This is a genomic window from Thermomonospora curvata DSM 43183 (genome assembly GCF_000024385.1).
GTDB lineage: Bacteria > Actinomycetota > Actinomycetes > Streptosporangiales > Streptosporangiaceae > Thermomonospora > Thermomonospora curvata.
In genome coordinates, this window is sequence record NC_013510.1 from 4679751 (window position 1) to 4704436 (window position 24686).

22 protein-coding genes are annotated in these 24686 nt (G+C 72.8%); 10 read left to right on the top strand and 12 right to left on the bottom strand.

Features of this window, described 5'->3' with window-relative positions:
* Positions 1–49: 49 nt before the first annotated feature.
* Entirely contained in the window at positions 50–1648 is a 1599-nt protein-coding gene (locus TCUR_RS20125) for a hypothetical protein (protein WP_012854412.1), read from the bottom strand.
* Positions 1649–1964: 316 nt separating this feature from the next.
* Here TCUR_RS20125 and TCUR_RS20130 point away from each other — a divergent pair, with 316 nt between their 5' ends.
* From TCUR_RS20130 to TCUR_RS20145, 4 genes are all read left to right on the top strand, one after another.
* Complete coding sequence (locus TCUR_RS20130; protein WP_012854413.1) at positions 1965–2579, top strand: HD domain-containing protein; 615 nt, start codon at positions 1965–1967, stop codon at positions 2577–2579.
* Positions 2580–2587: 8 nt separating this feature from the next.
* Positions 2588–3073 carry an SRPBCC family protein gene (locus tag TCUR_RS20135; RefSeq protein ID WP_041440165.1) on the top strand — a complete coding sequence of 162 codons (486 nt, stop codon included), beginning with the start codon at positions 2588–2590 and terminating at the stop codon, positions 3071–3073.
* Between the two features lie 31 nt (positions 3074–3104).
* Positions 3105–3821, top strand: a complete 717-nt coding sequence (locus tag TCUR_RS20140; protein ID WP_012854415.1) for an acetoacetate decarboxylase family protein — start codon at positions 3105–3107, stop codon at positions 3819–3821.
* Positions 3822–3940: 119 nt separating this feature from the next.
* Positions 3941–6340 carry a HelD family protein gene (locus tag TCUR_RS20145; RefSeq protein ID WP_012854416.1) on the top strand — a complete coding sequence of 800 codons (2400 nt, stop codon included), beginning with the start codon at positions 3941–3943 and terminating at the stop codon, positions 6338–6340.
* On the opposite strand, the gene TCUR_RS20150 is transcribed toward TCUR_RS20145, so the two are convergent.
* The 6 genes from TCUR_RS20150 to TCUR_RS28420 all read right to left on the bottom strand — a co-directional run bounded on the left by TCUR_RS20150 (position 6337) and on the right by TCUR_RS28420 (position 12211).
* Positions 6337–7218 carry a glycosyltransferase family 2 protein gene (locus TCUR_RS20150; protein ID WP_041442487.1) on the bottom strand — a complete coding sequence of 294 codons (882 nt, stop codon included), beginning with the start codon at positions 7216–7218 and terminating at the stop codon, positions 6337–6339. The two genes, TCUR_RS20145 and TCUR_RS20150, sit on opposite strands and share 4 nt — an antisense overlap.
* 157 nt (positions 7219–7375) lie before the next feature.
* Positions 7376–8197, bottom strand: a complete 822-nt coding sequence (locus TCUR_RS20155; RefSeq protein ID WP_012854418.1) for a CDP-alcohol phosphatidyltransferase family protein — start codon at positions 8195–8197, stop codon at positions 7376–7378.
* Positions 8175–9248 (bottom strand): iron-containing alcohol dehydrogenase family protein, encoded by a 1074-nt coding sequence (locus TCUR_RS20160; protein ID WP_012854419.1) that lies wholly within the window; start codon positions 9246–9248, stop codon positions 8175–8177. The genes TCUR_RS20155 and TCUR_RS20160 overlap by 23 nt, the downstream gene beginning before the upstream one ends.
* A gap of 4 nt (positions 9249–9252) precedes the next feature.
* Entirely contained in the window at positions 9253–9984 is a 732-nt protein-coding gene (locus tag TCUR_RS20165; protein ID WP_012854420.1) for a phosphocholine cytidylyltransferase family protein, read from the bottom strand.
* Positions 9981–10691: a DUF5941 domain-containing protein gene (locus TCUR_RS28415; RefSeq protein WP_012854421.1), complete on the bottom strand. Its 711-nt coding sequence runs from the start codon at positions 10689–10691 to the stop codon at positions 9981–9983. The genes TCUR_RS20165 and TCUR_RS28415 overlap by 4 nt, the downstream gene beginning before the upstream one ends.
* Positions 10688–12211 (bottom strand): CDP-alcohol phosphatidyltransferase family protein, encoded by a 1524-nt coding sequence (locus TCUR_RS28420; RefSeq protein ID WP_012854422.1) that lies wholly within the window; start codon positions 12209–12211, stop codon positions 10688–10690. Before TCUR_RS28420 ends, TCUR_RS28415 begins: the two co-directional genes overlap by 4 nt.
* A gap of 96 nt (positions 12212–12307) precedes the next feature.
* On the opposite strand from TCUR_RS28420, the gene ispD reads away from it, so the two are divergent.
* Both ispD and TCUR_RS20185 read left to right on the top strand, forming a co-directional pair.
* Entirely contained in the window at positions 12308–13036 is a 729-nt protein-coding gene (gene ispD, locus TCUR_RS20180; RefSeq protein WP_012854423.1) for a 2-C-methyl-D-erythritol 4-phosphate cytidylyltransferase, read from the top strand.
* Entirely contained in the window at positions 13033–13839 is an 807-nt protein-coding gene (locus TCUR_RS20185; protein WP_012854424.1) for a glycerophosphodiester phosphodiesterase, read from the top strand. Before ispD ends, TCUR_RS20185 begins: the two co-directional genes overlap by 4 nt.
* 444 nt (positions 13840–14283) lie before the next feature.
* Here TCUR_RS20185 and TCUR_RS20190 read toward each other — a convergent pair whose 3' ends face one another.
* Positions 14284–15315, bottom strand: coding sequence for a glycosyltransferase family 2 protein (locus tag TCUR_RS20190; protein ID WP_012854425.1), 1032 nt, complete (start codon positions 15313–15315; stop codon positions 14284–14286).
* A 498-nt stretch (positions 15316–15813) separates the two neighbouring features.
* Between TCUR_RS20190 and TCUR_RS20195 the strand changes: the two genes are divergently transcribed.
* The gene (locus TCUR_RS20195) at positions 15814–17463 is read left to right on the top strand and encodes an LCP family protein (protein WP_012854426.1); all 1650 of its coding nucleotides are present in this window, start codon (positions 15814–15816) and stop codon (positions 17461–17463) included.
* 70 nt (positions 17464–17533) lie between these two features.
* On the opposite strand, the gene TCUR_RS20200 is transcribed toward TCUR_RS20195, so the two are convergent.
* A complete protein-coding gene (locus tag TCUR_RS20200; protein WP_012852930.1) occupies positions 17534–18706 on the bottom strand; it encodes an acyl-CoA dehydrogenase in 1173 nt (390 codons plus the stop codon).
* A gap of 152 nt (positions 18707–18858) precedes the next feature.
* Here TCUR_RS20200 and TCUR_RS27185 point away from each other — a divergent pair, with 152 nt between their 5' ends.
* Positions 18859–20403: a serine/threonine-protein kinase gene (locus tag TCUR_RS27185; RefSeq protein ID WP_012854427.1), complete on the top strand. Its 1545-nt coding sequence runs from the start codon at positions 18859–18861 to the stop codon at positions 20401–20403.
* A 13-nt stretch (positions 20404–20416) separates the two neighbouring features.
* Positions 20417–20836 (top strand): CoA-binding protein, encoded by a 420-nt coding sequence (locus TCUR_RS20215; RefSeq protein WP_012854428.1) that lies wholly within the window; start codon positions 20417–20419, stop codon positions 20834–20836.
* Positions 20837–20839: 3 nt separating this feature from the next.
* Here the strand turns inward: TCUR_RS20215 and purE are convergent, their stop codons facing one another.
* Together purE and TCUR_RS20225 are read right to left on the bottom strand one after the other, a co-directional pair.
* Positions 20840–21349 carry a 5-(carboxyamino)imidazole ribonucleotide mutase gene (purE, locus tag TCUR_RS20220; RefSeq protein ID WP_012854429.1) on the bottom strand — a complete coding sequence of 170 codons (510 nt, stop codon included), beginning with the start codon at positions 21347–21349 and terminating at the stop codon, positions 20840–20842.
* Entirely contained in the window at positions 21346–22518 is a 1173-nt protein-coding gene (locus TCUR_RS20225) for a 5-(carboxyamino)imidazole ribonucleotide synthase (RefSeq protein ID WP_083789909.1), read from the bottom strand. Before TCUR_RS20225 ends, purE begins: the two co-directional genes overlap by 4 nt.
* Positions 22519–22744: 226 nt before the next feature.
* On the opposite strand from TCUR_RS20225, the gene TCUR_RS20230 reads away from it, so the two are divergent.
* Positions 22745–23368, top strand: a complete 624-nt coding sequence (locus TCUR_RS20230) for a GtrA family protein (protein WP_245536909.1) — start codon at positions 22745–22747, stop codon at positions 23366–23368.
* Between the two features lie 16 nt (positions 23369–23384).
* Here the strand turns inward: TCUR_RS20230 and TCUR_RS20235 are convergent, their stop codons facing one another.
* Positions 23385–24662 carry an ATP-binding protein gene (locus TCUR_RS20235; RefSeq protein ID WP_012854432.1) on the bottom strand — a complete coding sequence of 426 codons (1278 nt, stop codon included), beginning with the start codon at positions 24660–24662 and terminating at the stop codon, positions 23385–23387.
* Positions 24663–24686 lie beyond the last annotated feature (24 nt).

The window sequence follows — 24686 nt, forward strand, 5'->3', positions numbered from 1 at the left end:
TCCGGCCGCAGACCCTCCGCCCGCCGACGGGGTCTGCGGCCGGTCGTCGTTACGGCCGGTGCTCCCCGGCGACCACCGTCTCCTCGGCGGCCGGCGCGGGTTCCCTCTCGCCCTCTTCCCTCTCGCCGTCTCGGACGGCCGCCGGCTCACCGGGCTCGTCCCCGGCGCGTCCGGCCGGCTCCTCCGGGGCGGCGTCCGCGGAAGGGACGGGCCCGGGGCGGGACTCGGGGATCAGGGCGAAGGCCGCGGCCAGGGCGGCGAAGGGGACGGCGGGCAGCACGTAGCGGTAGTCGAAGTCGGCGGTGGCGGCCGGAACCACCAGCAGCGCCAACGACACCGACCAGGGCAGCAGCACCCGCCCGCCCAGCCGCCGGATCCGCACCACCATGCCGACCAGCCCCACCAGCAGGAACCCGCCGAGGACGGGGCCGGGCAGATACACCGCGCTCTGGTAGTCGCGGACCCACCCGCCGTACGGCTCGACGACCCGCGGCTCCGCCGTCCGCCCCCCGTAGGCGTAGGCGACCGCGGCGTCCTTTTCGGTGAGGGACGCCCCCGGCTGGAAGTGGTACTTGTCCTCCGTCCAGGGCGTCGGGTAGGGGTCGCGTCCCCAGGCGAAGGCCCGCAGGGTGTCGCGGACGATGACCGCGGCGTAGTCGCCGGGCTGGGCGGCGATGGCGGCCCAGGCGAACTCCCCGGCCAGCTCGTTGGCCCGGGGGTCTTCGATGCCGCCGGGCAGGTGGTTGAAGCCGGAGTCCGGCCCCCACATCGCCGCATAGGCCGGCGCCATCCGGGTGCCGGACGGCAGCCGCTCGGGGCACAGCACCGCCACCTCGGGCCGCGGCCTGATCAGCGAGCAGTCGGCGAAGTCGACGGTGCGCCCATACAGCCAGACCTGGTCGGAGTCGCTGAGGGCGAACCGGCCGTGCGCCGAGGAGTACCAGGACATGTAGCCCAGCACCGGGACCGCGCAGGCCAGCGCGGCCGCCGCGACCGCCCGCCACCCGGCGCGGCGGGCCAGCATGCCCACCGCCAGCACCGCCAGCAGCGGCAGCCCGACCGAGCGGGTCAGCGCGGCGCACGCCATCAGCAGCCCGACCAGCGCCCCGGTCCACCAGCGCATCCGCACCCGCCACAAGGTGACCGTCACCGCCGCCGTCAGCAGGAAGGTGAACAGCAGGTCGGCCATCAGCAGGTGCTCCAGCTGGATCTGGAAGGCGTCCAGCAGCACCGGCGCGGCGAAGACGGCCCCCAGCAGGCCGGGCAGCAGCCTGCGGTGCGGCCAGGCCGCCCGCGCCGCCCGCCGCACCAGCGCATAGACCAGCACCCCGATGGCCACGCCCAGCGCATGCTGCACGATGACGACCACCAGCAGGCTGTGGGCGGGGCTCAGCAGCCACAAGAACACCGAATACCCGCTGGGCCGCAGGGTGGAGGGCCGAAACAGCAGCGCCGCCTCCAGGTAGGCGTAGGAGTCGCCGAACCACAGCACCGACGGGTAGCCCAGCACGGCGAGCCAGCGCACTCCCACCGCCACCGCCAGGACGACCGCGAACGGCCCATGCGCCGCGACGAGCCCGCCCAGCCCCGCCATGACCGCGCGGACGCCCCGGACGATCGGCCGTGCCGCGTTCTCCACGTCTTTCACGCCGCCCTCTCCAGCCCACCACCGCCCCGCCGCCCGCTCAGGACGGCGGCGCCCGGCCCCAATCAGTTGACGCGTGCCTCCCTGCGACGGGTTCGCACGAAGGTTCCCAGAACCCACGGCACGCCGGGGCGTTTTTTCAAGATCGTCAGATCAGGATCTAGATCATTCCGGCAGGCGGCACCCACCGCAAACACCTGCAGAAATGGCGCACCGCACCAGGAATCGCCCCACGTGTCCACGAGCGGGCAGAGCGGGCGCGGCGAAGGGTCCACCGTCCCGGTGGCACGGAGGCCTCCGCCGGGAGGAGGATCGTCGCATGGAGATGTTCACCGACTGGCGCACCTGGGAGCGGGCGCGCGCCGAGCTGCAGGCCCGTCCCCTGGCGGCCGGCGATCTGGAGGTGCTGGAGCGGGCCGTGGCGGCGGCGCGCCGCTGGCACGGTTCGCAGCAGCGCCCCTCCGGCGCCCCCTACCTGGAGCACCTGCTGGAGACCCTGGAGGTGCTGGTGCGCGGCGCCCAGGTCACCGACGTGGAGATCCTGGCCGCGGCGGTGCTGCACGATGTGGTGGAGGACACCGAGGCCACCGTCTCCGCCGTGGAGGCCGAGTTCGGGCCGGTGGTGGCCGAGCTGGTCGACTGGGTGACCGCCCCGCCGGCCACTGGGCGGGGACGGCAGGCCAAACGCGCCGCCAAGGCCGCCTACCTGCGGCGGCTGCGCGAGGCCCCGCCGGAGGCGATCACGGTGAAACTGGCCGACCGGATCAGCAACGTGCAGACCCTCGACCGGATGCCGCCGGACTTCCAGCGCCGCTACTACGCCGAGACGGTCACCTACATCCTGCCGCTGGCCCAGAGCCTGCCGGATGCGCGCGGGCGGTGGTTCACCGGCTGGTACGAGTCCTGGCGGCGGCATTTCGCCCATCTGGGATGATCTTGCGCATGGAACGGGAGTGGGTGGCCGAAGAGAGCATCCGGATCGAGGCCGAGCCCGCCCGCGTCTACGCGGCGGTGGCGGAGCTGCGGCGGATGGGACGCTGGAGCCCGGAGTGCTTCGCCGTGTGGACGCGCCGCGGCCTCGCCGAGGAGGGCACCAGGTTCGTCGGCTTCAACCGGATCGGCTGGCGGGTCTGGTTCACCACCGGGCGCGTCACGGCGGCGGTGCCCGGCCAGGTGTTCGCCTTCCGGGTCAGCAGCTTCGGCATCCCGGTGGCGCTGTGGGGCTACCGGCTGGAGGACGTCGGCGGCGGCGCCACCCGGCTCACCGAGTACTGGGAGGACCTGCGGCGCAACCACCGCGGCGCCGCGCTGGTCTCGCTGCTGGGCCGCATCTTCACCGGGGTGGCGGCGGGCGATAGGGCCGCACTCAACCGGCGGGGCATGCGCACCACCCTGGAGCGGATCAAGGCCGCCTGCGAAGGGCCGTGACAGAAAAACAAGAACCTGTTCTACTTGTGGTGTGAGCACCCATCTCATCCAGGGCCGCAAGGTCGCCATGCCGGTGCAGATCCGCCGGGCCGCCGTGGCCTCGGCGATGTTCGCGGTGCCGGCCGGCACCGCGCAGCAGATCATCGACTACTCGGGCCTGCAGGTGCTGCGTCCGCTGCCCGGGCGGGCGATCTGCTCGCTGGCGTTCGTCCGCTACGTCGACGGCGACCTGGGCCCCTACCACGAGTTCGCGGTGGCCTTCCTGGTCCGCGACCCCCTGGGCGGGTCCGGCCCGGGGCGGAACGTGGGCGTGTTCATCCACTGGCTGCCGGTCGATCAGGGCTTCACCTTGGAGGCCGGCCGCTCCATCTGGGGCTTCCCCAAGCTCATGGCCGAGCTGCCGCTGGACCTGGACGGCGCGGTCAGGCGCTGCGCGGTCCGGGTGGACGGGCAACTGGTGGCCGCGGTGGCGATCCGCCCCGGGCTGCCGGTGCCCACCCGCGGCGCCGCGCCCGAGGTCGTGGCGTTCTCCTGCCTGGACGGCGTCACCCGCCGCGTGCCCTGGTCGGTGCGGCCCGAAGGGGTCCGCTTCCGGCCGGGCGGGGCCGTGGTACGGGTCGGCGACCCCGCTGGCCACCCGGTCGCCGACGAGCTGCACCGCCTGGGCCTGCACCGGGCCCGCGCGCTCAGCAGCACCACCGCCGCGCAGGTGCGCATGACCTTCCACGACGCCCAGCCGCTCGGCTGAGACCTCGCTTCCCGGCGAGCGGGCCGGATCGCCCGGCCCGCTCGCCCGGGCATGACCGCCGCCGGCTGCGACCCGCGTAAGCTTTGTCTTTCGTGCCTTCGCGAAAGGAAGCAGCCCGCATGTCGTCGTCCCAGGTCACCGGACGGCCGACCACGGTCAAGGACGCCGAGATCGCCGTCGAGCAGCGCCGCGTCGACCAGGCGCACGCCCGGCTGGAGGAGATGCGCGCCGAGGCCCAGGCCATGATCGAGGAGGGCTACCGGCAGGCGCTGGCCGGCACCAAGGGCTCCCTGGTGGACCGGGACGCCATGGTGTACCAGGCGGCGCTGCGCGTCCAGGCCCTCAACGTCGCCGACGACGGGCTGGTGTTCGGCCGGCTCGACCTGGCCGACGGCCAGACCCGCTACATCGGCCGGATCGGGGTGCGCACCCGCGACCACGAGCCGATGGTCATCGACTGGCGCGCCCCGGCCGCCGAGGCGTTCTACCGCGCCACCCCCGAAGACCCCCAGGGCGTGGTGCGGCGGCGAGTGCTGCACACCCGCGGGCGCACCGTGGTGGACCTGGAGGACGACCTGCTCGACCCGTCGGCCGCCGACTCGCTCACCATCGTCGGCGACGGCGCGTTCATCGCCTCCCTGGCCCGCACCCGCGAAGGGACGATGCGCGACATCGTCGCCACCATCCAGCGCGAGCAGGACGAGGTGATCCGCGCCCCCGCCGACGGCACCGTGCTGGTGCGCGGCGCCCCCGGCACCGGCAAGACCGCCGTCGCCCTGCACCGGGTGGCCTACCTGCTGTTTCGGCACCGCCGCCGGTTCGGCTCGCGAGGGGTGCTGGTGGTCGGCCCCAACCGGCGCTTCACCGCCTACATCGAACGGGTGCTGCCGTCCCTGGGCGAGGGCTCGGCGACGCTGCGCTCCCTGGGCGACCTGGTGGAGGGGGTGTCGGCCACCGTTCACGACCCGCCCGAGCTGGCCGCGCTGAAGGGCTCGGCGGCGATGGCGCCGGTGCTGCGGCGCGCGGTCACCGACCATCCCCCCGGCGCCCCCGACAAGCTGCGCGTCGTGCACGGCGGCGTGGTGGTCGAACTGGGCCGTCCCCAGCTCGACAAGCTCCGCACCTCGCTGCACCGGCGCAGCACGGGCAGCGTCAACGCCTCCCGCCGCCGCGTCGCCGAGGCGCTGCTGGACGCCCTGTGGGAACGCTACGTCCACACCGGCGGCACCGAACCCGAACCGGACGAGCCCGTGCAGGGCGAGCTGGCGTTGTGGGAGGGCATCCTGGCCGAAGGCGGGCTGGCCCCGCTGGATGAGCAGGACCGGCCCTCCTCCCCCGCCGACCGCACCTCCCGGGAGGCGTTCGTCAAGAACGTGCGCGAGCAGCGGGCCTTCACCGACTTCCTGACCGCCTGGTGGCCGATCCGCCGACCCCTGGACGTGCTGCGCTCCCTGGGCGATGCCGCCCGGCTGCGCCGTGCCGCCGGACGCGACCTGGACCGCGCGCAGGTGGAGCTGCTGGCCGCCTCCTGGCGGCGGGCCCTGGCGGGCGATCCCCCCACCCTCAGCTACCAGGACATCGCGCTGCTGGACGAGATCGACGCGCTGCTCGGCCCGCCGCCGCAGCCCTCGCGCGCCACGGCCCGCGAAGAGGACCCCTACGTGGTGGACGGGATCGACATCCTCACCGGCGAAGTGGTCGCCGACGAGGACTGGGAGCCGGGGCTGCAGGAGCTGACCACCACCATCGAGCGGCTGGAGCGCGCCCGCCGCGTGGACGACGAGGTCGCCGACGTCCGCCCCGAGTACGCCCACATCGTGGTGGACGAGGCCCAGGACCTGTCCCCCATGCAGTGGCGCATGCTCGGCCGCCGGGGCCGCCAGGCCACCTGGACGATCGTCGAGGACCCCGCCCAGAGCGCCTGGGAGGACCTGGAAGAGGCCCGCAAGGCGATGGAGGCCGCCCTGGACGGCCCGGCCGCCCGCCGCGGCCGGAGCCGCAGGCCGCGGCGCCGCCCCCGCCACGAGTACGAGCTGACCACCAACTACCGCAACACCACCGAGATCGCCGCGGTGTCCGCCCGGGTGCTGCGGCTGGCGCTGCCGGAGGCGCGCCCGGCCCGCGCGGTCCGCTCCTCCGGGCACCGGCCCGTCATCGACCTGGTCCCCGAAGAGGAGCTGCAGGCCGCCGCCCGGCGGGCCGTGCGGACCCTGCTGGAGCAGGTGGAGGGCACCATCGGCGTCATCGTCCCGCTGCCCGGCGACGCCTGGGGCGAATCGGACCGCCGCGCCCTGAGCGCCGGCTTCCCCGAGCGGGTTCAGGTCCTGGACGTGCTGGAGGCCAAGGGCCTGGAGTTCGACGCCGCGGTCATCTGCGCCCCGGAGACCATCGCCGCCCAGTCCCCGCGCGGCCTGCGGGTGCTGTACGTGGCGGTCTCCCGCGCCACCCAGCGCCTGACCGTGCTGACCGCCGACCCCGTCTGGCGGCGCCGGCTCGCCGGCGGGGAGAGCGCCCGTTAGATGATGGGCGGCCGCCCGGTGCGGGTCATCCGCCAGGCGGTGCGCCAGGAGATGGGACGGCGCGGCCCGGCGGGCGTGCGCCAGCCCTCCAGGAAGCCCTTGAACCAGGGCTTGAGGGCGGCCGGGCGGCGCTCGCGCAGCACCGTCATGGCCACCCACACCGCGCAGTAGGCCAGCGCCAGCGGCCACGGCAGGTTGCGGCGGGCCAGCCACACCCGGTTGCGGGCGTTGTAGCGGTAGAACATCGCGTGCCGGGTCGGCTGCACCGCCGGGTGGAACATCACCGCCTCGGCGTCGTAGAAGATCCGGTACCCGGCATCCAGGGCCCGCCAGGCCAGGTCGGTCTCCTCGTGGGCGTAGAAGAACTCCTCCGGCAGCCCGCCGGCCGCCTCGAAGGCCGAGCGGCGCACCGCGCACGCCCCGCCCAGGAACGTGGTGACCTCCGAGGAGCGTTCGGGGTCCCCGGCGCGCAGCCGCGGCACGTGCCGCCGCTCGCCCGGGCCGCCCTCGGGGTCGCGGATGCGGAAGGAGACGATGCCCAGCGACGGGTCGGCGGCGAAGCGGTCCCGCAGGTGCAGGCCGAGCCGGTCGGAGGCGTACCAGCCGTCGTCGTCCAAGAACAGCACGATGTCCCCGGTGGCCTCGGCCACCCCCCGGTTGCGGCCGGCCGGGATGCCGACGTTCTCCGGCAGCCGGACGATCGTGACGCGCGGGTCGGCGAAGACCGCATCGTCGCCGGGCGTCCAGTCGGCGGGCACGCCGTTGCCGACCAAGACGACCTCGACGTCGACGTCCTTTTGGTCCAGGGCGCTGCGCAGCGCCCGCGCCAGTTCGGCGGGCCGGTTGCCCATCGTCAGCACCACGACCGAAAAGCGCATCGTCTCCTCCGGCCGCAGCCCGGTCCCCGCGCCGCCGTGCGTTCTCAGCTCGCTCAACAGCCCCTCCCGCATCTGCGTCCGGCTGCAGTCTTTCACTTGCCCGCCGCGTCGCGGGCGGCTTGCCGCAACTCGCCGCTCACCGGCCTCCCGCACCGCCTCAGCGCAGCCGCCGGGAGGCGACCACGCTGATCAGGTGCAGCAGGGTCTGCACCACGGCCACCGCCGCGACCAGCCCGGTCAGCACCCGGGTGGTCACCGGGGTGTGCCCGCCGATCAGCACGTCCAGCACCCCGGTCAGCGCGATCAGCAGCGACAGCTCCACCGCGCCGATGATGCGGTGCACGCCCGCCGCCGAGGCCGCCTGGCGGGCCAGCGCCAGCCCGGTGGAGCGGGGCCGCAGCGCCCGCTCCCCCAGTGCCGGGACGACCGGCAGCCCGCTCTTGGCGCGGGCCACCACCACATTGTCGGTCTCGGCCTTGATCAGCACGGCGCCCAGCGCGGCGACCAGCCCCAGCTCCAGGTAGCCGCCGGAGGCCCACTCGCCCTGGGCGCGGGCGCCCAGCCCCACCAGCAGCGCCGCCTCCGCCAGGTAGTGGCCGATGCGGTCCAGGTAGACGCCGGTCGCCGAGGTCCGCTGCAGATAGCGGGCGACCTCCCCGTCCACGCAGTCCAGCAGCAGGTAGACCTGCACCAGCAGCGCCCCGGCCAGCGCCGCCCACAACGGGTGGCCCGGCAGCGAGACCACCACACCGGCCGCGACGCCGACCAGCATCATCAGGTAGGTCAGGTGGTTGGGGCTGAACCCCATCCGCAGCGCCGCCCACGACACGTACGGCGACAGCGACCGCATGTACAGCCGCCCCGCCCAGTGCTCCTCGTTGCGGCGCTCCTTGAGCCCCGGCGGCTGCCCGTGCGCGCGAACGTCGGCGACCGTGGCGGTGCGCCGGGACCGTACTTCAGCCTCCGTAGGAGCGGACATACTCGCCTACCGACTTCAACGCCGCGTCGTGGTCCAGGTTGAGCCGTTCCAGGATCGTGTAGCGGCCGGGGCGGGTCTGCGGGGCGTACACCACGGCCTCGGCGAACTGCTCTTCGGTCAGCCCGATGTCGCCGGGCAGCTTGGGCAGGCCGTGCCGGTCCAGGCACTCGATGATCTCCGCCAGCCGCCCGTTGCGTTCGCCCAGGAAACGCTCGCGCAGGAAGTAGCAGAAGGCCGCGCCGATCCCGGCCAGCTCCCCGTGGTTGGCGGTGCCGGGGAAGAGCTGGTCGATGGCGTGCAGGATCTCATGGTCGCCGCCGCTGGCCGGGCGGGAGGAGCCGGCGAAGGCCATCGCCATGCCCGACAGCACCAGCCCTTCGGCCAGCACCGTCAAGAACCGGTCGGACTCGATCGACTCCCGCTGGAACAGCAGCGCCTCGGCGGCGGTGCGGGCCAGCGTGAGCGCCAGCCGGTCCACCGGCTCGCCGCAGTCCTCGGCCGCCAGCAGCCAGTCGTCCACCGCCGAGAAGTTGGCGATCACATCGCCGATCCCGGCGCGCACCATGCGTTCGGGCGCGGCCCGCACGTAGTCCAGGTCCACGATCATGGCCAGCGGCATCGCCACGCCGAAGGAGCCCTTGCCCTTGTCGTGCCGCAGCGAGGCCACCGGCGAGCAGATGCCGTCGTGGGCCAAATTGGTGGCGACCGACACCATCGGGATGCCGGTCAGCGTGGCGGCGTACTTGGTGGCGTCGATGGTCTGCCCGCCGCCGATGCCCACCACCGCCTCGTACCAGCCCGAGCGCAGCTTGGCCGACAGCTCCACCGCCGCCTCCACGGTGCCGCCCGCCACGTGGAAGACCTCGCAGGACTTCAGCGACGGCCGGACCTGCTCGGCGATCGCATCGCCCTGGCCGGGCCCCACCGCGATGGCCACCCGTCCCTCGGTGGCGATCCGCCGGTCGGCCAGCAGTTCTCCCAACGCCGCCACCGCGCCCCGGCGCACCTCCACCGACAGCGGCGCCGGCAGCGACCGCATCAGCTGTGGCATGGATTCAGTACCCCTTGGCGATCCGGCGAGCCTTCTCCAGGTCGTTGTGGTCGTCGACCTCGACCCACTCCACCGCGCCGATCGGGGCGACGGCGATCTTGCCGCCCCGGTTGACCAGCTCCTGGTAGCCGTCCTCGTAGTACAGGTCGGGGTTGGCCTCCCAGGTGGCCTTGAGCGCGTCGGCCAGCTTCTCGGCCGCCGACGGCTCGATCAGCGTGGCGCCGATGTACTCGCCGTAGGCCTGGGCCGGGTCCATCTGCTTGGTGATGCGCGCCAGGTTGCCGTCGGCGTCGAGGGTGACCTTCATCTCCTCGTCGGCGAGCTTCTTCACGTTGTCCACGGCCAGGACGATCTCCGGCCCCCGGGCGGCCAGCAGGGTCTTCTCGACGCTCACCGGGTGGACGGTGTCGCCGTTGACCATGAGGACGCCCTTGGAGAAGTGCTCCCGGGCCAGCCACATGGAGTAGGCGTTGTTCCACTCCTCGGCCTTGTCGTTGTGGACGAGGGTGATGGACACGCCATACCGCTCCTCCAGCGCCGCCTTGCGCGCGGCCACGGCCTCGGCGCAGTAGCCGACCACGATGACCACGTCGGTCAGCCCGACCTCGGCCAGGTTGCCCAGGGCGATGTCGAGGATGGTGGTCTGGCCGTCCACCGGTACCAGGGCCTTGGGCAGAGTGTCCGTGTAAGGCCGCAGCCTCCGGCCCGCGCCCGCCGCGAGCACCATCCCGATCATGCCGTGCCTCCATCAGCGTTCACTTTGGACTCCTCCGCCCGGTCCTGGGGGGCGGCTTCCGCCTCTTCCTCCAAGTCCACCTGCACGCCACCGCCGCCCCGGCTCGCCCGCACCCAGGCGACCACGCTCTCCACGACGAACAGCAGGCCCAGGTAGCCGGTCAGCACCGCGTAAGCGGCCGCCAGCTGCCCGTACAGGCCCGCGAACGCCGCCACGAGCATCCGGCCCTCCCAGCCGAGCCCGGCCTGGAAGACCCGGCGGTGCGGCCACAGCCGCTGACGGGTGCGGTAGACGGTGTCGTAGTGGTGATAGGCGAGGACGGCCAGCAGAGCGTAGATCAGCGGTGCCGAGACGTCCTGCGCGAATCCCAAGACGGCCAGGTAACCATACTCGATACCACGGATGATGGTCGGGACGATCCAGTCAATCCGCCCGTTATGCCGGTGGGCCGCCGAGGGGCCGATCAGCAGCAGCGCCACCACCGGTGCGTACAGCAGCGGGATGGCGCGCTCCTCGGCCCCGGTGACCGCCAGCAGCGCCGCCGTGGTGATCGCGGCCAGCACGGTGCCCGGCAGCGGGACCATCCGGCCCAGCGTCAGCTGCCCGATGGCCGTGCAGAGGGGGCCGTCGTCCCGGTAGGCCTGCAGGCGTCCGGGAGGGGCGGCCACGGGCGCGGCGGGCCGGGCCTCGGTGAAGGGGATCGTCATCGGGTCAGCGACCTCAGCATCCGTCCGGTCAGGGTGTAGGCGGCCGCCACCGCGCCCCAGGCCAGGAGCGCGATGAAGGTCACCCGGGCGTTCCACAGCGCGGCGGTGACCGACACCACCGCGAAACGCTCGCCGATCGGGAAAACGATCATCTTCTTGGCCCAGTAGGCCGGGCCGGAACGGGTCCGCGCCATCACCCGCCGCGCCAGTCCCAGCGGGCCGGTGGGCCGGGGGGCCGCGGCGGGCGGGGTCAGGCCGTCGCCGGGCGAGGTGAGCGGGATCACCGGCGGCGCGGGGGCGGCCTGCCGGCGGGCCGCCCGGGCGGCGCCGAAAGAAAAGTCGATCATGTGGCGGCAGGTCTGCACGACCATCGCGGCCACCGCCAGCGCCCACACGTCCCCGCCGTGCACCGAGCTGCCGGCCGCGGCGGCGGTGGAGCCGACCGCCAGCCCGACGAAGACGGTGTACTCCTTGGCACGGTCGAAGGTGGCGTCCAGCCAGGCGCCGAAGGTGCTGAACTTGCGGGTGTAGCGGGCCAGCTGCCCGTCCACGCAGTCGAAGACGAACGCGAAGTAGTACAGCACCGCCCCGGCGACCATCCCCGCGCGGGTGCCCGTCGCAAAGCACACCGCCGCGCCCACCGCGATCGCCATGGACAGCGAGGTCACCATGTTGGGGGTCGCCCCGATCCGGGCCGCCAGGCGGGCGATGTGACGCGAGTAGGTGCTGACGGCGAAGGTGGTGAAGAAGCCGTCGTTGCTTTTGACCGCGGCGTCCAGCCGCACCCGGTCCTCGTCGATCGCCTCCACCGCGGCGCGGGCGGCCCGCACCTGCTCGGCGTCGCGCACCTGGGCGCACACCAGCGGCGGGGCCTGCAGCGGCGTCACCGTCACCCCCTCGCGGACCAGCCCCACCAGCAGCAGCGCCGGCAGCGGGGAGGCGGCCGCGCCGGGCAGGGCGTCGGGGGTCTCCAGCAGGGCGGCCAGCCGGTCGGCGACGCGGGCCAGCGTGATGCGGCGGGCCGGCGCGACCCACAACGCCCCGCAAAAGACCCGGTTGGGGGCGGTGACCTGGTGGAAGGCCGTCCCGGCCGAGACGATCCGGCCGCCGCCGACCCGCAGCGGGGGCGCATCCGGGCCGGCCTCATCCGGCGGCGCGGTCACCGCCGCGGCCACGCCCGTCCGCGTGGCGATCAGCCTGGCCAGCAGTTCCCCGCTGGCCACCGTGCCGGCCGGCAGCACCAGCAGCGGCTCCACCGCGCCGCGCGCCAGCTCGGCGATGACGCGCAGGTCCGCCGCCGGGGAGTCGGAGTCGATGATCTCCGAGGCCGGCAGGCCGCCGGTGTCGCGGACCTTGCGCAGCAGTGCCGCCGCCTCCGGACGGGCCAGCACCCGCACGTCCGGTACGTTGAGCGAAGCGAACTGGCCGAGCAGCCGCTGCAGGAGGGTCGGAGCGTTGGGGCCGCTCTCATATGGCAGGTCCGCGACGGGATCGGTCGCGAGCACCAACGCCACGGTCATCGGCACCTTCCAGCAGCGTCGGAAGACGGGGGTTCGGATAGGTCAGCGTAGCGGCTGCCGACCACTGCAAAGGGCCACACGAGGCATGAGGTGACAGTGACGACGATTGCGGTTGTTCTGGCCGGCGGCACCGGGCGGCGACTGGGCGCGGCCGCCCCCAAACAGCTGCTGGAGGTGGGCGGCCGGCCGATCCTGGAGCACGCGGTCGCCGCCTTCGCCGGTCACCGGGGCATCGACCGGATCCTCGTGGTGATGGCGCGCGGGCATGTGGCCGCGGCCGCCGAGCTGCTGGCGCCGTACCGGACGGGCCGCGCCGGCGGCAAGGTGTCGCAGATCATCGAGGGCGGCGCCACCCGCAGCGAGTCGACCCTGGCGGCGCTGGCCGCGCTGGCCGACGAGCCGGAGGAGACGCGGGTGCTGCTGCACGACGCCGCGCGTCCGTTCCTGCCCGGCGAGGTGATCGACCGCTGCCTGGCCGCGCTGGAAGAGCACCAGGCCGTGGCGGTCGGCGTGCCCGCCACCGACACCATCGTGGCGGTGCGGGACGGGCTGGTGGAGTCGATGCCGCCGCGCCACACGCTGTCCCGCTTCCAGACCCCCCAGGGCTTCCGGCTGGGCGTGCTGCGCAAGGCTTATGAGGCGGCCGCGGCCGACCCGGACTTCGCCGCCACCGACGACTGCGGCGTGGTGCACCGCTACCTGCCGCAGGTGCCGATCCGGGTGGTGGACGGCGATGAGCGCAACCTGAAGGTCACCCACCCGCTGGATCTGGTGCTCGCCGAGCACCTGGCCGCATCCCCCCGATCCCCCGAGGAGAACCAGTGATCTTCGATACCGACCGGCCGGTGGTGATCGGCCATCGCGGCGCCGGGTCCGGTGAGGTGCTGCTGCCCGGCTCGGCCGAGGCGGTCGCCGAGAACACCCTGGAGTCGATCCTGGGGGCGGTGCGCGCCGGGGCGTCCTGGGTCGAGATCGACGTGACCCGCACCGCCGATGACGAGCTGGTGCTGCGGCACGACCCGACCGGCACCGACGGGGCGTTCCTGGTGGAGCGCACCGCCGCGGAGTCGGGGCTGCCGCGCCTGGTGGAGGTGTTCGACGCGCTGCCGCCGGAGGTGGCGCTGGACATCGACGTCAAGACCGTGCTGGAGGACGCCGTCGATCCCCCGGCCCGGCGCACCGGGGCGCTGCTGGCGCCGCTGCTGCGGGCGGAGGCGCGGCGGCGGCCGTTGATGGTGACCTCCTTCGACCCGTCCCTGCTGCTGGGGCTGCGCGAGGAGGTGGCCGGGGTGCCGATGGGGCTGCTGACCTGGCTGCGGTTCCCGCTGTGGCATGCCATCGCGGCCGCCGCGGGGCTCGGGCTGGAGGCGGTGGGGGTGCACACCGGCTCGTGCGGGCTGGCCGCTCCCGACCCCCGGCTGCGCCCGCTGGAGCACAGCGTGGACGTGGCGCATAAGGCGGGGCTGGAGGTGCTGGCCTGGTGCCCCTCGGCCGAGGAGGCGCCCGACTACGCCGCCGCCGGGGTGGACGCGCTGGTCGTCAACGACGTGCCGGGGGTCATCGCGGCGCTGTCCGGCACGGGGGACGAGCCCGCGGAAGAGGCCTCGCAGGCCGCTGAGAGCGCCTGAGGAACCTTGAGAACGTTCGGGGAAAGGGGTTCTCTGCAGGGCCGCGTCCACTCCCCGGCTTCCTCGTCCTGGTCCCGCTCTCGGGAAGGGGCGGGCGAAGGTTGCGGCGCGGGCCGACCCGCGCCGATCACACCGGGCACGATCCCCTGGCCCGGCGGCACGGAAGGCGGCGGAGCGCAGGGGCCGTGCGGCGCAGGGGTGCGGCCGATTCGCCGGCGTGAAGGCCACGCCGACGGCGGCGAGCCCACCGGCGGGCCGGCACCGGCGCTGCCGCGACCGGTTCTCTTCAGCAGGCCGAAGTCATTCCTGCGAGAAAGCCGGTGAAGCCCATGCGGTGCACGCCGTGGACGACCGCGGCCGATCCCGGTGCCGGCACCGGATCGGCCGCCTCCCGGCCCTGGGGTCAGCGCAGAACGCCCCTGCGCGCCCGGCTCTGCCGCGGGGTCAGTCCTTGGCCGGCCGGTTCTGGCCGAGTCCCCGCGGACTGGTCAAAAAGCCCACTCCCCAGGAGATGTGCATGGTCGCGTACACCAGCGGCAGCCACAGCCAGGACTTCAGCGGCAGGCCGCGGCCGGTGACCAGGCTGCCCCCGACCATGATCACCGCGACGTAGCCGCCGGGCAGCAGCCAGCCCGGCCAAAAGCCCAGCAGCCCCAGCACCGTCCCGGCGGCCATTCCCAGCACCGCCAGCGGCGGCGCCAGGTAGCGCATGTTGAGCGTGCCCTGGTGCTCGCGGCCGACCACCCGGCGCCAGCGCCCGGTGTGGAAGTACTGCTTGGCCAGCGACTTCAGGTCGGGCCGGGGCCGGTAGGTGACCCGCATCCGGGGGGTGAACCACACGATCCCGCCGGTCTTGCGGATGCGGTGGTTCATCTCCCAGTCCTGGGCGCGCACGAACGTCTCGTCGTAGCCGCCCACCCGCTCCAGCGCGCTGCGCCGGAAGGTGCCCAGGTAGACGGTCTCGACCTCGCCGGCCTCGCCGCCGGTGTGGAACCGGGCCGAGCCGACGCCGATCTTGGAGGTCATGGCGCGGGCCACGGCCTTTTCGAACGGGGTGACGCCCTCGGCGGCCATCAGCCCGCCGACGTTGTCGGCGCCGGTCTCCTCCATGGTCTCCACCGCGGCCCGCACGTAGTCGGGGGGCAGCAGGGAGTGCCCGTCCACCCGGACCACGATGGAGTACTGCGACGCCTTGATGGCGATGTTGAGCCCCTGCGGGGTGCGTCCGCTGGGGTTGGGCACCACGATGATCCGGGGGTCCTCGGCGGCCAGCTTCTGGGCGATCTCCTCGGTGCGGTCCCGGGACGGGCCGACGGCCAGCACCAGTTCCATCTCGCCCGGGTAGTCCTGGTTGAGGATCGCCCGGACCGCATCGGCCAGGTGCCGCTCTTCGTTGAGCACCGGCATCACCACCGACACCGCCGGCCAGGTGCGATGTGCTGCTTCGGCGCTCTGCGCGTGGGGTGACGGATTCATCTGCACTCTCGGGGACGAACCCGGCACTGCCGACCGGGTCAAAGCCGCTACCTCTCTATTGAGCCAACCTGCGCCTTGGTGAGCCTTTTACGACACGCCGTTTGCACGATTCAGGACGGGCGCACCACGGCGAGCGCGGTGCGGCGCCCCGGGCGGCATGGCACCGGGCACCGCCGGGCCCCCGTTCCCCGAACCGCTGAGCCCGCGTGCCGAAAGGGCTCAGTGGGCCGCCGAGACGGACCTGTGGCGGCCTGGTGGCCGACACGGCCGGACAGATCCGGTGTAAGACCTCGATCGGAGTCCTCCTGCGGGGCCGGCCGGCGGTCGGGCCGAAGGGTCGGGCGATGCGTCCGATCATCCGGCCCCTCGCCGGGAGAGGTCAATTCGGCGCCACGTTACTCCAACGACACGGAGTGGAGGTAGCGAACGCAGCGGTGTCCACCACTTTAGGGTGGGGACATCCGCGGCAGGAAACGCACGGACGAGGGGGCACTGGCCATGCCGGACGTAGGCGACTCCGATCCGATCGAGCGCTACTTCCGCCCCCGTCCGGAAAGCCCGACCGGCCCGGAGGAGGGCACCGTCCCCGAACGGCCCGGCGAGGGGGTCACGGTGGACGGGGTGCCGGCGCCCAGGGTGACCGTGGAGGCCGCCGGCGGCGGCCCGCGCCGGCCCCGCCGCTCGATGAGCCACCGTTCGGCCGCCGGCGCCCGGCGGCAGCGCCGGTTCCTGATGACCGTGGGCGCGATGTCGGCGCTCGTGCTGGTGACCTCCGGGGGGGCCTGGGGGTTCCAGAACTATGTGACCGGCGCCCTGGACAAGGTGCGGGTCGGCGGGCTCGGCGACGGCGGCGGCCCCAAGGGGGCGATGACGATCCTGGTGGCGGGCGTGGACCGCCGGGACGGGCTGACGCCCGAGCAGCAGAAGGCGGCCCGGCTGGGCCGGGCCGAGGGCGAGCGCTCCGACACGATGATGCTGGTGCACATCTCGCGCGACCACGACCGGATCTCGGTGGTGAGCCTGCCGCGCGACTCGCTGGTGATCATCCCGGCGCACCGCTCCAACGGCTCCGAGGGCCCCAAGGGGACGCCGATCCCCGCCCGCTACGGCAAGCTGACCTGGGCCTACCAGTACGGCGGGCCGGATCTGACGGTGGCCACCGTCAAACGGGCCACCGGCGTGCCCATCGACCACTACATCGAGGTCAATTTCTACGGCTTCGTGAACATGGTGGACGCCATCGGCGGCGTGGACGTGTGCGTGGAGAAGGCCGTTTACGACAAAAAGAGCGGGCTGAAGCTGCCCGCCGGCACCACCCACGTCAACGGGCTGCAGGCGCTGGCCTTCGCCCGGGCCCGCTACAGCATCGGCAACGGCAGCGACCTGGGCCGCATCGAGCGCCAGCAGCAGTTCATGGCCTCCCTGCTCAAGCAGGCGCTCAACACCAAGACCCTCAGCGATCCGGTCAAGTCCACCCGGTTCCTCAATGCCGCGTTGAAGACGCTGCGGGTGGACGAGAAGCTGGCCAAGAACCTGCCCGCCCTGGCCGATCAGATGAAGGACCTGTCCACCGACAACGTCACCTTCGTCAAGATCCCGCTCAAGAGCGAGAATTACATGACGCCGATCAACGGGTCGGCGCCCCAGTCCACCGTGCTGTGGGACCGGGAGAAGGCCGAAGAGGTGTTCGCCAAGATCCGGCGGGATCAGCCGTTCGATCCTCCCTCGCCCAAGCCGGCCTCTCCCTCGCCCACCGTGGACCCCGACGCTCCCACCGTGCAGCCCCGTGACATCAACGTGGTGGTCCGCAACGGCGTGGGCACCCCCGGTCTGGCCGCCAGGGCCGCCGGCGACCTGCGCCGGGTGGGTTTCGGCACCTCGGTGCCGCCCGGGGTGGCCCGCACCGGCCTGCGCACCACCCAGATCCACTACGGGTCGGCCAATGTGGACGCCGCCAAGACGCTGGCCGCCGCCATCCCCGGCGCCCGTCTCAAGAAGGTTCCGTCCCTCGGCGACACCATCCAGGTCATCGTGGGTTCCGACTGGAAGGGCGCCAAGAAGGTCAAGATCGCCTCACTGCCCGGCGCGCCGTCCGATGAGGACACCGGCCCTCAGGTGAGCACGGCCTCGCAGAAGCTGTGCAAGTGACGATCACGACGGCGGCCCCGGCCGGTGGTGCCGGCCGGGGCCCCGGGTGGACGCCCGTTTCAGCGGTCGGCTACTTCTTCAGCAGTTGGCGGGCCATCACCATCCGCTGAATCTGATTCGTCCCCTCATAAATCTGCGTGATCTTCGCATCCCGCATCATCCGCTCCACCGGGAAATCCCGCGTATACCCATACCCACCCAGCAACTGCACCGCATCCGTGGTCACCTTCATCGCCACATCCGACGCCAAACACTTACACGCCGAGGACACAAAGGTCAGATCCGGCACACTCTCCCCACGCATCACCCGCTCAGACTTGACCGCCGCATGATAAGTCAACTGCCGCGCCGCCTCGATCTGCATCGCCATATCGGCCAGCATGAACTGCACACCCTGAAAATCAGCGACCGGCCGACCGAACTGACGACGCTCCTTCACATACCCCAGCGCATAATCCAACGCCCCCTGCGCAATCCCCAACGCCTGGGCGGCAATGGTGATCCGCGTGTGATCCAACGTCGCCAACGCCGTCTTGAACCCGGTGCCCTCCGCCCCGATCATCCGCTCGGCCGGCACCCGCACATCCTCCAAGATCACCTGACGGGTGGGCGACCCCTTGATCCCCAGCTTGCGCTCCGGCGGCCCGAACGACACCCCCTCATCGTCCTTGTCCACCACGAACGCCGAGATCCCCCGCGCCCCCTTACCCGGATCGGTGACCGCCATCACCGTGTAGTACTGCGACACCCCCGCATTGGTGATCCACATCTTCACCCCGTTGAGCACCCAGGCATCCCCATCACGCACCGCCCGGGTCTTCATCGAGGCCGCATCCGACCCGGCCTCCGGCTCCGACAGCGCATAGGAGAACATCGCCTCCCCCCGCGCCACCGGCGCCAGATACCGCCGCTTCAGCTCCTCAGAACCGGCCAGCAGCAACGGCATCGTGCCCAGCTTGTTGACCGCCGGGATCAACGACGAAGAGGCGCACACCCGCGCCACCTCCTCGATCACGATCACCGTGGCCAGCGCATCGGCCCCGGCACCCCCATAAGCCTCCGGGATGTGCACCGCATGCAACTCCGCCGCCACCAGCGCATCCAACGCCTCCTGCGGAAAGGCGCCGCTCTCATCCACCTGCGCGGCATACGGAGCGATCTTGGTCTCAGCCAGCTCACGCACCGTCCGCCGCAGCAACTCATGCTCCTCCGACGGGGCGTACGCGGGAAAATCGGCACTCATACCGCGAATGCTACCCGCCGGTAACCAAAGTCGGTCCGGCGCCTTCCCGCCACCGGCCGCGGGCCCGCGGCCGGTGGCGATGACAGCGGCGGCGAGGCCGCGATAGAACGGGGTTCGCCCCGCCCGACACCACGGTTGGAGGTACGAGCCGCGTGGAGGCTCTGGCGAGCACCGATCCGCAGATGGTCGGCCGGTACCGGCTGGAGGCCAGGCTGGGCGCCGGCGGGATGGGCCGGGTCTTCTTGGGACGTTCGCCCGGCGGGCGGGCGGTGGCCGTCAAGGTGATCCGGCCGGAGCTGGCGGCCGACGCCGAGTTCCGGCGGCGGTTCGCCGCCGAAGTGGCGGCGGCGCGCCGGGTCGGCGGGTTCCACACCGCCCCCGTGGTGGACGCCGACCCGGACGGCGACCCGCCCTGGCTGGTCACCGCCTACGTGCCCGGGCCGTCGCTGGCGAAGGTGCTCACCGAGCACGGGGCGCTGCCCGAGGAGGCGCTGCGCGGCCTGGCCGCCGGGCTGGCCGAGGCCCTGGAGGCCATTCACCGGGCCGGGCTGGTGCACCGCGACTTCAAGCCGTCCAACATCCTGCTGGCCGAGGACGGGCCGCGCGTCATCGACTTCGGCATCGCCCGCGCCCTGGACGGCACCACGCTCACCCGCACCGGCGGCACGGTCGGCACGCCCGGCTTCATGGCGCCCGAGCAGATCACCGGGGATCAGGTCGGCCCGCCCGCCGACGTGTTCGCGTTCGGGACGGTGCTGTCGCGCGCCGCCGGCGTCGCTCCCTTCGGCAAGGGACCCGCCCACGTCCTGCTTTACCGGATCGTCTACCAAGAGCCGCAACTCGACGGGCTTCCCGGCTGGGTGCGGGAGGTGGTCGCCGAGTGCCTGGACAAGGACCCCGCCCGCCGCCCCACCGCCGAGGAGCTGCTGAGCAGGCTGGCCCTGCCCGCGGGCGAGGCCGACGCCGAGACCGTACGGCTCCCCGAGCGGTCCCGGCCCGCATCCGCAGAGGGGACGCCCACGCAGCCGCCGGCCTCCACCGTCGCCCCGGACCAGGTCCGTCTCCCCCAGGGGACCGGGCAGCCGGGCGAGGCCCGCTTCCCCCACATCAGGCGGAACGTCGCATACACCCTCGGGGAGTGCTTGTTCTATCTGCTTCTCGTCGGGATCGGGGCATTCCTGCTGAAGGAATTCGCGCCCCTGGTGCCCTCAGCGATCGGCCTGGACTGGGTGGAGACAACCGGGTGGCGGGGGGCGCTGAAGACGGTGTTCGTGCTGCTCGCGGCCTGCGTGGGCGGGCTGCTGGCCCTCTGCGGCGTGTTCATGTTGAGCCCTCCCTCGATAAGGGCCTCCCTCGGGCCGACCGAAAACGTCATTGACCAGACGGGGATCACCCAGATCTACGGCAAGCGCTTCAAACACACCGACTTCTACCCCTGGGAGCGGATCGGACAGCTCCAGGTCCGCCACTACCACGACGCGCTGGGGGCGCCGAAAGACTCCTGGGGGCTGCTGATGCGGTTCGTGCCCGACGCGCAGCCGCCCATCTTCTACCGGTGGGAACGGGACGCCGGCGGCAAGCAGACCGGCTGGATGCTCATCCTCAGCGGCAAGGAGGTGCAGGCCACCCGGGAGGAGGTCGAGGCGGCGGTACGGCGTTTCGCCGGTTCCCTATGGGAAGCGCCGGACAGTTCCTGATGTTGTGCCGGGCATGAACGAGCGATACGCCGACCCGGATGTGATCACACGGCTGCTGGAGAAGTCACGCACCTGGGCCTTTGTGGGGCTGTCCGACAACCCCGCCCGGACCGTCTACGACCAGGCGCGCAAGCTGCAGGGACGGGGCAAGCGGATCATCCCGGTGCACCCGCAGGCCCAGGCGGTGCTGGGCGAGCGGGCCTATGCGACGCTGGCCGACATCCCCGCCGACATCGAGATCGACGTGGTGGGCGTGTACCGGCGGGCGCAGTTCGCCGGGAAGGTGGTGGACGAGGCGATCGCGCGGGGCGCCGGGGCGGTGTGGATGCCGTTCGACGTGATCGACGAGGCGGCCGCCGAGCGGGCGCTGGCGGCCGGACTGGACGTGGTGATGGACCGCTGCCCGGCGGTGGAGTGGGCGCTGCGCCACTGAACCTCAGGCGCCCTCGGCCCCCAGGGACTCGCGCAGCCGGGCGCCCTTGGCCTTGGCCTGCCGGTACAGGTCCTGCTGGAAGTCGCGCATCTTGGCCTGCAGCTCGGGGTCGGAGGCGGCCAGGATGCGCACGGCCAGCAGCCCGGCGTTGCGGGCGGCGCCGACCGCGACGGTGGCGACCGGGACGCCGGCGGGCATCTGCACGATGGACAGCAGCGAGTCCAGCCCGTCCAGGTGCTTGAGCGGGACCGGGACGCCGATCACCGGCAGCGGGGTCACCGAGGCCAGCATGCCGGGCAGGTGGGCGGCGCCCCCCGCCCCGGCGATGATCACGCGCAGGCCCCGCTCGGCGGCCTGCGCGCCGTAGGCGATCATGTCGTGCGGCATCCGGTGCGCGGAGACCACATCGGCCTCATACGGGACGCCGAACTCCTCCAGCGCCTCGGCGGCCTGCTTCATGACGGGCCAGTCGGAGTCGCTGCCCATCACCACGCCGACCAGCGGTGCCGTCATCTTCCCTCCTCGGCCGGTCCCAGCGCCGGGCCCCACCGCAGGTAGGCGGCGGCGTGGCGGGCCCGCTCCAGCGTCTCCTCCAGGTCGTCGCCCAGCGCGGTCACATGCCCGATCTTGCGGCCCAAACGCACCTGCTTGCCGTAAAAGTGCACTTTCACGGCCGGGTCGCGGGCCATCACGTGGATGTAGCGGGGGTAGATGTCCGCGTCATCGCCGCCCAGCACGTTGGCCATCACCACATGGCGGGCGGTGGGCTCGGCAGAGCCCAGCGGCAGGTCCAGCACGGCGCGCAGGTGCTGCTCGAACTGGGAGGTGCGGGCGCCCTCGATCGTCCAGTGCCCGGAGTTGTGCGGGCGCATCGCCAGCTCGTTGACCACCAGCCCGCTCTCCAGCTCGAACAGCTCCACCGCCAGCAGGCCGGTCACCCCGAGGCGTTCGGCGATCTCCAGGGCCAGCCGCTGGGCCTGGACGGCCCGCTCCTCCTCCAGCCCGGGGGCGGGGGCGATCACCTCGTGGCAGATGCCGTCCCGCTGCACGGTCTCCACCACCGGGTAGGCGGCGCCCTGCCCGTGCGGGGAGCGGGCGACCAGCGCGGCCAGTTCCCGGCGGAACGGCACGTGCTCCTCGGCCATCAGGGCGACCCCCTCGCCGAGCAGCCGCTCCACCAGGGCCGCGGCGCCGGCGTCCAGGTCGTCCAGGATCCACAGGCCCTTGCCGTCGTAGCCGCCGCGGGTGGCCTTGAGCACCAGCGGCAGCCCCACCTGGTCGGCGAACGCCCGCAGGGCCGCCATGGGGTCGTCGGCGGGCAGCGGCGCATAGCGCGGGCAGGGCGCGCCGATGGCGCTCAGCCGCTCGCGCATCACCAGCTTGTCCTGGGCGTGCAGCAGGGCCGCCGAACCGGGGCGGCAGATCGTGCCGGCCGACTCCAGTTCCTCAATCAGGGCGGGCGGGACGTGCTCGTGATCGAAGGTGACCACGTCACAGCCCTTGGCGAAGGAGCGCAGGTCCGCCGCGCTGGTGTGCTCGCCGATCCGCACGTCCGCGCAGACCAGCGCGGCCGAGTCCTGCGGGGAGGCGGCCAGGACCCGCAGCGGCGTCCCCAGTCCGATCGCCGCCTGCTGGGTCATCCGGGCCAGCTGCCCGCCCCCGATCATCCCCACGACCGGCATCCGCCCTGGTTCTCTCACGCCGAGAAGGTTATCGGCCCGCTCGCAGGTGAACGAACCCGGCGTGGACGGCGTCTCACCTGGTGTGGGCGGCGTGCTCTGGGGCACACCCGGTGCCGGGCGGCCGCCCGGCGCACCCGAAAGATCGCGCTTTGGGCGCCCTCGCCTTCGGGTGGCTCTATTCTCGATGGGCGACACTGCCCCGCGGCCGGAAGGACGGTTCTTCTTCGTGAGCCTGATCGCCAATCTCTACCGGCGGTTCGAGCACCTGGTGCGCGAGCTCGCGAAGTTCGGCAGCGTGGGCGCGATGGCGTTCGTCATCACCATCGGCACGGCCAACGCCCTGCAGTTCGGGTTGCATCTGGGGCCGCTGAAGTCCAACGCCGTGGCCACCGTGGTCGCCACCACGTTCGCCTACCTGGCCAACCGGTACTGGACGTTCCGGCACCGCGACCGGTCCGGGATGGGCCGCGAGTATGTGCTGTTCTTTGCGTTGAACGGCGTCGGGCTGGTGATCACCAATCTGGTGATCGGGTTCACGCACTACGGGCTGGGCCTGGACGACCCGGTGGCCTACAACGCCTCGCTGATCCTCGGTACCGGGATCGCCACGCTGTTCCGGTTCTGGTCCTACAAGAAGTGGGTGTTCCTGCCGGTGCAGGCGCCGCCGGTGGACCCGGCCTCCGGGCTTCCCGAGCCCGCCGAGGCCGTCCGGCCGCAGGCGGCCGGCGGCAAGCCGGTGAACGGGGCGGCCGTGAACGGGGCCGCCTCGCACGGAGCATGGCGGGCGGCCTCCGGCGGCGCCCGGGTGCACGAGCACGCCCCCTCCTCGGTGGGCGATCGCCGCGGCTGAAAGACCCCGGCGCCTATCAGGTGGGGCCCACCACCACCGGCTCTTCGGCCAGCTGTATCTCGTTGACCTGGCGCAGGAACACCGCGAACACCGCCGGACGGGCCTGCAGCAGCTCCAGCCGGCCGCCGTCCACCACGGCCAGCGAGCGGGCCAGGTACAGGCCCAGCCCGGTGCCTTCGCCGCCGCTGACGCTGCGTTCGAAGATCCGGCGTTCCAGTTCGGGAGGCACGCCGGGGCCTTCGTCGCCGACCTCCACGACCACCGAGCCGGCGCTGTTCTTGGTGGTGATGGTGACCGTGCCGGCGCCGTGCACCAGCGAGTTGTCCAGCAAGGTGGCCAGGATCTGCGACAGCCCGGCCGGGCTGACCAGCCCGACCAGTCCGCGTTCGCCGGTCAGATGGATGTCCCGGCCGGCGCGGCGGAAGATCGGCCGCCACTCCTCCACCTGCTGGGCGACCACATCGTCCAGCCCGACCGGCTGGGCGGTGCCGGTGCGGTCGTGCCGGGCGCGGGCCAGCAGTTGCTCCACCACCGCCACCAGCCGCTCGGCCTGGGAGAGCGCGGCGGCGCCCTCCTCCCGGACGACCTCGGGCTGGTCGGCGGAGCGGACCATCTCCTCCAGCCGCATCGACAATGCGGTCAGCGGGGTGCGCAGCTGGTGGCTGGCGTCGGCGGCGAACTCGCGGCTGGCGGCCAGCAGGTCGGCCACGCGCACCGCGCTGCGGTCCAGCACCTCGGCGACCCGGTCCACTTCGGGGATGCCGTAGCGGCGGCGGCGCGGCCGGGCGTTGCCGGTGCCCAGCCGGTCGGCGGTCTCGGCCAGATCGCGCAGCGGCAGGGTGAACTTGCGGGCCTGGAACATGGCCAGCGCCACGGTGACCGCCAACCCCAGCAGCGCCAGGCCGCCGATCAGCAGCAGCTGGCGCAGCGCCTGCTCGTGCACCGCGGCGGCGGGCTGGGAGACCTGCACCCCGATCCCCCCGGCGGTGCGCGAGTGGGTCAGCAGCTCGGTGCCCTTGGGGGGACGCTCCCCGGCGGTCATCACCGTGTCGTCCGGCAGGGTTATCACGATGTACCGCCCGGGGTACCCCTGGGCGACCCGGTCGGCGGTGACCATGCGACCGGTGCTCAGGCTGAGCTGCACCCCGCCGAGGATCGTGGCGGTCTCGCGTTCGAGCGACCGGTGGGCCTCTTCGTAAATGAGACGGTGCGTGGTGTAGGCGAGCGGGACGCCCAGCAGCAGGATGGCGACTACCGCCACCGCGAGGGTCGACAGCAGCAGCCGGCGCCTCATGGGGCCTCCTTCGGTCGAATGGAT